This is a genomic window from Nocardia sp. NPDC004718 (assembly GCF_053601535.1).
Genome location: NZ_JBSGCA010000107.1, coordinates 1 through 7,970, shown reverse-complemented (window position 1 = coordinate 7,970; position 7,970 = coordinate 1). Strand labels below are relative to the sequence as shown.

Below are 7,970 nucleotides of genomic sequence, written 5' to 3'. Positions count from 1 at the left end.
GGCCGCCGCTTGCTCCTTCGTCGCGTACGCGGCGGCCGCGCACACGCGAGCCGGGCCGCGAACGGCGCATGCTCGGTCTCGCTTCGCTCGAAAGACGTGGTCTAGGTGCGCGGGGCGCGTCCGGCTGTGCACTCCGAGCCGTGTGCATGCGGGTGGCTTCGAGGGAGAAGGTCGGTCGTCCACCGCTGAGGGTGTTGCGGGGGTCGACACGATGAGCGGCACCGGGGGCGGTGGTCACCGGGTGAAAATGCCGCTTTCGGTGAGTACGGTCACCGCCGACGGCGAGGGTGACCCGCTGACCGCCTGCGACGACAGGACCGGATCGGGCCGCTGGGATCGTCGCCGGCGTTGTCGTGATTGGGCCACACGTCCCACCGGCGCGTAGGCCGAGCAGCAGCGGCAGCAGGCCGACTCCAGTTGCCACGCGCGACGCCTTCCTGTTCCGCACCGACGTCCGCTGACCCCACGTAACGGGTGCCGCACCCGTGCGCTCGCGGCTGTCCGTACGAGGTCAGGCGGTTCGGGTTCGGAGCCACTCGCGCCAGTCGTCGACGAAATCGGCGCGGGGGGTGCCGAGGACTTCGCGGAGGATGGTGTCTTCGGTGGTGGGGTCCTGCTTGCCCGCCGCGATGCGGTGGTAGAGCTGGACGAGGCGGGCTCGGTCGTACTTCTCGGCGACGAAGGCGCAGATCGACCAGGCCTTTTCGTATGTGAAGGCGGCGTCCGGGCCGGAGAAGTCGGTGTCGGGCGGCAGATCCTCGGGGATCCGGCCCGCGTGGGCATGCGCGGTGAGCGTGGGAGCGATGTCGGAGAACCGCTGGTCCTCCCCGTGGTGCGCGGTGTAGTCGGCGAAACCTTCCAGCATCCACAGCGGGGCACCGTCGACGGTGTCGGCGCGAGCGGCGATGTGGGTGAGTTCATGCCGCAGCAGGGTGGCCATGCCCTCGGGATCGAGGCGGCGTCCGGTATCGGGACCGAAGACGACGCGCTGGCCGGTGGGCCGACTGCCCGCCGTGAACGGGTCGGCGACGGAGGCGGCGGCGACTTCGGCAGGCAGGAGGCCGGGTGAGCGCAGCAGGGCCGCGAACTCGGAGGGCGACGAGGCGACGACGACCAGTGCGGACTGCGCCCAGCCGGGGCCCCAGACGTCGGTCACCGCGGCGGTGGCATCGGCGAGTTCACGTTCCAGCACGTCGATTTCGATCCGCTGGTCGGGATGGCCGACGACCAGGGATCGTCCCCCGTCTCCGGTCGGCACCTGGCGGGCGATGATCGACCCGAACGGTTCGACGATGCGCCGCACCTCGGCCAGCCGGGGATCGGCGGCCGCCGCCTGACCCACCGCCTCGGTCGCTCCCGGCTCCGCGGCCCGCAGTTTCGGCAGCACCGTGTTCGGCAACATGATCAGCGCGACGCACACGCCGGTGAGTGCCACCACCATCGCGACGGTGAGACAGAACTCGAAGCGTCGCCGGGCCGAGCACCACGCGCGCAATCTCCGCATGCCGTTCATCGGCGGGCCCCGGCGGGGGATACGGCTGTGCGGCCGACGGGGTAGGCGCCGCGCCGCCCGCGCGGGTGGGTCACCGTTGCCCGTCGCGGGTTGGTTGGGCTTCGAGTACTGCGGTGCCGCTGGTTGGCTCGCTCACGGCCTCTAGTATCGCCGAGCCGAGTGGAACGGCGTCGAGCTCATGGGTGCGACCGCGACGGGCACGCCGAAGGTGGAGGCGTGCAGCATGAGCCCGTTGCCCGCGTAGATGCCGACGTGCGAGATGTCGGAGTAGAAGAACACGACGTCGCCGGGCTGCAGATCCTCCTTGGCCACGGGTGTGCCGTAGGTGGCCTGCTGCGAGCTCGTCCGAGGCACGTTCTTGCCGACCTGCTTGAACGCCCATTGGACGAGGCCGGAGCAGTCGAACTGGTCCGGACCGGTGGCGCCCCAGACGTAAGGGTCGCCGATCCGGGTGAGCCCGGCCGCCAGAGCGCTGGTCCCGCTGCCGGGGACGAGGCCCTGCAAGAGACTGTCCCGGTCGAAGCCGGGCGGGAACGGCGATCCGGCGAGGGCCGACTTGTCCTTGGCCGACAGCGACCCCCAGGCCTGCACCACCTGGGCGATGGCGCCGCCGAGGTCGCTGCGCTTGTGCTCCAGTTCGATGCGCACCGCCTCGGCTTTCTGCGCGGCGGAACGGGCGGCGTCGGCGGCGGTGCGGGCCGCCGATTCGGCGGCGGTCGCGGCGTCGGTGGCCTTCGAGTAGTGGTCGAGTTGCTCGGAGGTCTGCGCGGACACCACGTCCAGCGTGGACATCTGGTCGAGCAGTTGCTGCGGTGAGTCGCTGACCAGCACGGCGAACAGGCGATTGGTGCGAGCGCCCTGGTAGGCGGCGATCGCGGTGCGGTCGATGACCGGCCGATACCGGCGGATCTCGTCCTTGGCTTGGTTCACCAGGTCGGTGCTGGCGGCCAGCCGAGCGTCGGCGTCACGCTGGACGGCGAGCTTCGCGTCCAACTCGGCTTCCACGCCCAGAGCTTGCTGGTTGAGCTGTTCGGACTGACGAGACAGATCGATCATCCGCTGCACCGCCTCCGTGGCGGTGGAGGGAAGCGCCACCGGATCCGCTCCGGCCGGGCCGCCGCCGTAGAGACCGGCGGCCAGCAATCCGGCTGCCAGCGTCCCTCCCACCAGACGTTTGGTCTGCTGTCCCCGGTGATGCTCAGCCACAGCCCGCGGTGCCCCGTTCTCTCGTGCAGCGATCTCTCGCGAAACCGACGCGGAAGCCTTCGACGAACCCCGAGGTTTGCACCGGGCGAATCCGGGGTAATCGGTGGAAGGTCTCGGTTAGGTTACGGAACGGCCCGCATCGATGTCCAGTAGAGAACGAATTGATCACAGGGCCGTGGTGCGGTCGGGCCGCGATCTCGCGGCCCGACCAGCTGCTTCTCAGAAGCGGCGAGCGCCTGCGATCGGCATGGAGGAGATCGGCGCCACCTTCACGGGCTGGCCCGAGGTGGACGCGTGCACGACGTTGCCGTCACCGGCGTAGAGGCCGGAGTGGCTGCCGCCGTAGAACGAGACGAGGTCGCCAGGGCGCAGATCGTCCAGGGACACGGGGCTGCCCGCGGCGAGCTGGGCGCCGCTGGTGCGGGGCAGTTCGATGCCCGCCTGGCGGTAGGACCACTGGACCAGGCCGGAGCAGTCGAACGAGTCCGGGCCCGCGGCGCCGTAGACGTACGGCGAGCCGACCTTGCTCAGGGCGGCGTCCAGCGCGATGTCGCCGGAGGCCTTGGGTGCGGCGAAGGGCAGGGGAGCGGGGCCGGGCAGCTCGAGGCCCGGGATGCCCGGCGGGACCGGCAGCTCGTTCGGAACGTCGAAGGTTCCCACGCCGGGAACGGTCACCGGCTGGGCCGACGCGGGGGCTGCGGGCAGCAGGAACGCGCCGATGGTGGCAGCGCCGACGGCCCCGGCGGCAACAGCGCGCTTCGCCTGACGCTTGGCGGCGTTGGTCGTCATGATGCGGTACTCCCAATCTGCCTCACGACGCCGCACCCGGTGGTGCCGCGGACTTCGTCGGCGCCGCACCGGTCGGCGCGGCGGACTCCGTGAGGTCTCGAAAAGGTTACGAACACATCACGGTCGTTTGTAAAGCGTCGGCGAAGCGAAATGGGGTTGCTCAACAATTTCACCGGCGAATGGATGTGAGATGCGTCCCACCGAATCACGAAAAGATAACGGCGGAGTAATCCTGCGAGTGCGCGTGTTCGAGCAGGGTCGCGCGGCGGGGTGGACCGGTCGACTACCCCGGGTGGGTTCCTCGGGTGTTTTCCCAGGTGGTGGTGGGTAATACGCCATAGGTTCCGATATGGTCGGTCGTTCGTACACCGTAGAGCCAGAGGTTGTCGACACGCCCGAGGGCGGGGGATCCCTTTTCGCGGGACTCGCCGCAATGTTTGATACAGTTTTGAACCTTATGTGATCTAGGTCTCTTTTTCGCATTTCTAGATCATTTCCCGGGTATCGCCCCGGAATCTCCACGGTGTCATTCGGACATTTCGGGGCGTATTCGCGTGCCCGGTACCTGTCGGACCGTGGCTCTACGCTGCTCGCCGTGTCCGATCCCGTGCCGCGCCCGGCCGTCCAGCAGCTGGCTTTCGACGAGCTCGACACTCCCTTGTACGACACGACTTTCGTGGTCGTGGACCTGGAGACCACCGGGACCAGTCCCGGGGCCGACGGCATCACCGAGATCGGAGCGGTGAAGGTGCGCGGCGGGGAGGTGCTCGGCGAATTCGCGACACTGGTCAACCCGGGACGAGCGATACCGCCCGCGATCGTGCACGTCACGGGCATCACCACCGCGATGGTGTACGCCGCGCCGCGCATCGAGGCGGTGCTGCCCGGCTTCCTGGAGTTCGCCGCGGGCGCGGTGCTGGTCGCGCACAACGCACGGTTCGACATGGCGTTCCTGCGTGCCGCCGCGGCGCAGTGCGACACCGCCTGGCCGGCCGCGCAGGTGCTGTGCACCGTGAAGCTGGCGCGACGGGTGCTCGGGCGCGACGAGGCGCCTTCCGTGCGGCTGGGTTCGCTGGCCCGGCTGCTCGGTGCCACCACGCAGCCGACGCACCGGGCACTGCAAGACGCGCGCGCGACCGTCGACGTGCTGCACGCCCTGATCGCGCGGGTCGGGAACCAAGGCGTCCACAGTCTCACCGAGCTGCTCGACTACCTGCCCGACGTCACGCCCCGGCAGCGCTCCAAGCGCGTCCTCGCGGCCGATCTCCCCGCCGCTCCGGGGGTGTATCTGTTCCGCGGTCCTTCGGACGAAGTCCTATATATAGGCACGGCGGTGAATCTGCGCCGCCGCGTCCGTAACTACTTCACCGGTTCCGAGACCAGGGGGCGGATGAAAGAGATGGTCTCGCTGGCGATTCGGGTCGACCACGTGGTGTGCGCGCACGCGCTCGAGGCGGGGGTGCGCGAACTGCGGCTGTTGGTGGCGCACACCCCGCCCTACAACCGCCGGTCGAAATTCCCGAAACGGGCCTGGTGGCTCACTCTCACCGACGAGCCGTTCCCGCGGTTCTCGGTGGTGCGCGAGCCCGGCCGGGACGCGTTGGGGCCGTTCCACTCCCGCAACGACGCCGCCGATCTGGGCGTGATCATCGCCGAATTCACCGGGTTGCGCACCTGCACGGCACGGCTGTCCGGGAAGGCGGTGCACGAGTGCCCGCCCGCCCTGGTCGGCGGATGTCCGGCGGGCTCCGCGGGAAAGCCGCTGGACACGGCGCAGTACGCGCCCGCGCCCGCGCTCGTGCGCGCGTTGTTCGCCGGGCGCAGCGACGCGCCGATCCGGTTCATGCTCGACCGCATCGAAACGCATTCGCGCGCGGAGCATTTCGAGGCGGCGGCGCGGCTGCGCGATCGTGCGGCGCGAGTGGTGCGCGCGCTGCGGCGCACCCAGCGACTGGCCGCGGTGGCGCGCATCGCCGAGCTGATCGCCGCGCATCCCGACGGTGACGGCGGGTGGGAGTTCGCGGTCATCCGGTACGGCCGCCTGGCCGGTTCCGGCGCCGCCCCGAGGGGCGTGCCGCCGATGCCCATCGTGGAGCAGATCGTCGCCGCCGCCGAAACAGTGGTTCCGGCTGGGGTCGCCGGACCACACGTGCCGGACCACGACAGGTCTCCGGTCGAGAACGCTCCGCCTTTACGCGGCGCGTCCCCCGAGGAAGTGGCGCTGGTCGTACGCTGGCTGGCCCGGCCCGGGGTCCGCATCGTGCGGACCACGGACGGGTATCACGAGCCGCTCTTCGGCGCGGCACGCTGGGTGGGCTGGGCGGAACTGGCCGACGCTGCGGTCCGCGCCCAACCGACCGAGGAAGGTTATCTGGACCGCTTAGGCTGAGCGTCATGATTACCGCGATCGTCTTGATTCACGCCGACAACGGCCGCATCCCGGAGACCGCGCAGGCGGTCGCGGACACCGACGGCGTCGCCGAGGTCTACTCCTGCGCGGGTGACGTGGACCTGATCGCGATCGTGCGGGTACGTGACCACGAGCAGATCGCCGATGTGGTGACCGGCCGGATCGACAAGACACCGGGTGTCCTGCGCACCACGACCCACATCGCGTTCAAGTCGTATTCGCGCGCCGAAGTGGAGGCGGCGTTCTCGCTCGGCGAATAGTGCCTCAGTCCCGCACCCGAACACTCCGCACGGCGAAATAGGCACCGTCGTTCGGTGGCAGCACGACGACGTCGCCCGAGCAGTCCGGCGACTCGTACAGACGCGCGACGCCATCGGTACGGTTGCGGATCTCCACGTCGGACCCGTCGCCGACCTCGACACAGCCGACCGGGTTCTCGTACACGACGCCGTCGGCGAACAAAACGCCTCCGGCCGCGTTCGCTCCTGGGGCGGCGGCGATGCCTGCGGTGGCGAGGACGGCGAGTAGCGGAACAAAAAGTCGCATGTCGGTGCTCCTCGTCGGTCGAACCGATCGGCGCGGTGCCCGACTCGGCATGCGCCGAATTGCCCGGCCGACGTTACCGGCCGCGACGATCCCGGCCGCGGCCCTCGCTCAGGTCAGCGTGTCGGCGCACGCCCCGGCGGCGATATCGGAAAGCATCATCGGTACGGCCAGGTCGGCGCCGAAGCCGCGGCAGCGTGCACGAGCCGGGCACCGAGCCATCCTGGGTCAGTTGTCGCCGAGCGTCTGCGTCAGCTTCGCCCAGCGCTCCAGCAACGCGGTGGCGGCGCCCGTGTCGATCGCCTCGGCGGCGCGCTCGACGCCCGCCGCGAGCGCGTCGTGCAGGTCGGCGTCCGGATCGCCCACGCCGCGCGACCAGTCGTAGGTCAGGATCGCGGCGGCCGAATTCAGCAGGACCGCGTCCCGGACCGCGCCACCGCGACCGGCGAGCACGTCGCGGGCCACGCCCGCGTTCACCTCGCTGTCGCCGCCGCGCAGCGCGTCCAGATCGACCCGTGGGATGCCGATGCGGGTCGGATCGATGGTGGTCTGGCGCGTTCGTCCGCCCGACACGATCCACGCCTCGGTGGTGTCCGAGGTGGTGATCTCGTCGAGGCCGTCGTTGCCGCGTACCACCAGCGCGCTCGCGCCGCGTTCGGCGAACACGCCCGCGATCACGGGCAGCAGGTCGGCGAACGCGCAGCCGACCAGCCCGGCGCGCGGCTGCGCGGGGTTGGTCAGCGGCCCCAGCACGTTGAAGACGGTCGGGATACCGATCTGGCTGCGCGCCGCGCCCGCGTACCTCAGGGCGGGATGGAACACGGCCGCGAAGCAGAAACCGATGCCGACTTCCCGCACGCAGCGAGCCACCGCCTCGGGACCGAGCGCGAGCTTCACGCCCAGCGCCTCCAGCACATCGGCGCCGCCACTCTTCGACGATGCGGCCCGGTTTCCGTGCTTGACCACGGGCACCCCGGCCGCGGACACCACGATCGAGGACATGGTGGAGATGTTCACCGAACCGGACCGGTCACCGCCGGTGCCGACGATGTCGACCGCGTCGCCATCGATCCGCACCAGCCGGGCGTGCTCGAGCATGCCGGTGGCCAGGCCGGTCAGCTCGGCGGGCGTGGGTCCCTTGATCTTCATGGCGACGCCGAACGCGGCGATCTGCGCGGGGGTGGCGTTGTCGGACATGATCTCGCTCATCGCCCACGCCGTGTCGTCCGCGGCCAAGTCGCCACCGTCGGCGAGGGTTCCGAGCACCTGGGGCCAGCTGCGCACGCTCATTCCACACTTCTCCCGTCACACTGGTCGCGACTTGTCCGGCACACCGGTTCGCGCACCAGTTTGTCCGCAAGCAGCCTAGCTGTGTTCGTCTTTCCAGCGCCTGCGGCGCTGGGTGTTCGCGGCCCCCTTATGGCTCGCGCCCGAGCGACCGCCGCTTGCTCCTTCGTCGCGGACGCGGCGGCCACTCGGACGCGAGCCGGGCTGTGTTTGTTTTTCCAG

General features: G+C 70.1%; 7 protein-coding genes. 2 read left to right on the top strand and 5 right to left on the bottom strand.

Features of this window, described 5'->3' with window-relative positions; genetic code table 11:
• Positions 1–511: 511 nt before the first annotated feature.
• The 3 genes from ACWEH3_RS35345 to ACWEH3_RS35335 all read right to left on the bottom strand — a co-directional run bounded on the left by ACWEH3_RS35345 (position 512) and on the right by ACWEH3_RS35335 (position 3,508).
• On the bottom strand, positions 512–1,504 hold the full coding sequence (locus ACWEH3_RS35345; protein ID WP_450025609.1) for a hypothetical protein: 993 nt from the start codon (positions 1,502–1,504) through the stop codon (positions 512–514).
• Positions 1,505–1,654: 150 nt separating this feature from the next.
• Positions 1,655–2,719, bottom strand: a complete 1,065-nt coding sequence (locus ACWEH3_RS35340; protein ID WP_450025611.1) for an NlpC/P60 family protein — start codon at positions 2,717–2,719, stop codon at positions 1,655–1,657.
• A gap of 219 nt (positions 2,720–2,938) precedes the next feature.
• Positions 2,939–3,508 (bottom strand): C40 family peptidase, encoded by a 570-nt coding sequence (locus ACWEH3_RS35335; protein WP_450025613.1) that lies wholly within the window; start codon positions 3,506–3,508, stop codon positions 2,939–2,941.
• A gap of 595 nt (positions 3,509–4,103) precedes the next feature.
• On the opposite strand from ACWEH3_RS35335, the gene ACWEH3_RS35330 reads away from it, so the two are divergent.
• Together ACWEH3_RS35330 and ACWEH3_RS35325 are read left to right on the top strand one after the other, a co-directional pair.
• The gene (locus ACWEH3_RS35330) at positions 4,104–5,897 is read left to right on the top strand and encodes a DEDD exonuclease domain-containing protein (protein ID WP_450025615.1); all 1,794 of its coding nucleotides are present in this window, start codon (positions 4,104–4,106) and stop codon (positions 5,895–5,897) included.
• A 5-nt stretch (positions 5,898–5,902) separates the two neighbouring features.
• The gene (locus ACWEH3_RS35325) at positions 5,903–6,178 is read left to right on the top strand and encodes an Lrp/AsnC family transcriptional regulator (RefSeq protein ID WP_067800602.1); all 276 of its coding nucleotides are present in this window, start codon (positions 5,903–5,905) and stop codon (positions 6,176–6,178) included.
• A 4-nt stretch (positions 6,179–6,182) separates the two neighbouring features.
• Here the strand turns inward: ACWEH3_RS35325 and ACWEH3_RS35320 are convergent, their stop codons facing one another.
• Both ACWEH3_RS35320 and trpD read right to left on the bottom strand, forming a co-directional pair.
• Positions 6,183–6,464 (bottom strand): hypothetical protein, encoded by a 282-nt coding sequence (locus ACWEH3_RS35320; protein WP_450025617.1) that lies wholly within the window; start codon positions 6,462–6,464, stop codon positions 6,183–6,185.
• Positions 6,465–6,689: 225 nt separating this feature from the next.
• The gene (trpD, locus tag ACWEH3_RS35315) at positions 6,690–7,751 is read right to left on the bottom strand and encodes an anthranilate phosphoribosyltransferase (RefSeq protein ID WP_450025619.1); all 1,062 of its coding nucleotides are present in this window, start codon (positions 7,749–7,751) and stop codon (positions 6,690–6,692) included.
• Between the last annotated feature and the right edge of the window lie 219 nt (positions 7,752–7,970).

What these genes read in the sequence shown, in the direction of transcription:
- ACWEH3_RS35345 (WP_450025609.1), bottom strand. Translation starts at nt 1,504, where the DNA reads ATGCGGAGATTGCGCGCGTGGTGCTCGGCCCGGCGACGCTTCGAGTTC.
- ACWEH3_RS35325 (WP_067800602.1), top strand. Translation starts at nt 5,903, where the DNA reads ATGATTACCGCGATCGTCTTGATTCACGCCGACAACGGCCGCATCCCG.
- ACWEH3_RS35335 (WP_450025613.1), bottom strand. Translation starts at nt 3,508, where the DNA reads ATGACGACCAACGCCGCCAAGCGTCAGGCGAAGCGCGCTGTTGCCGCC.
- ACWEH3_RS35320 (WP_450025617.1), bottom strand. Translation starts at nt 6,464, where the DNA reads ATGCGACTTTTTGTTCCGCTACTCGCCGTCCTCGCCACCGCAGGCATC.
- trpD (WP_450025619.1), bottom strand. Translation starts at nt 7,751, where the DNA reads ATGAGCGTGCGCAGCTGGCCCCAGGTGCTCGGAACCCTCGCCGACGGT.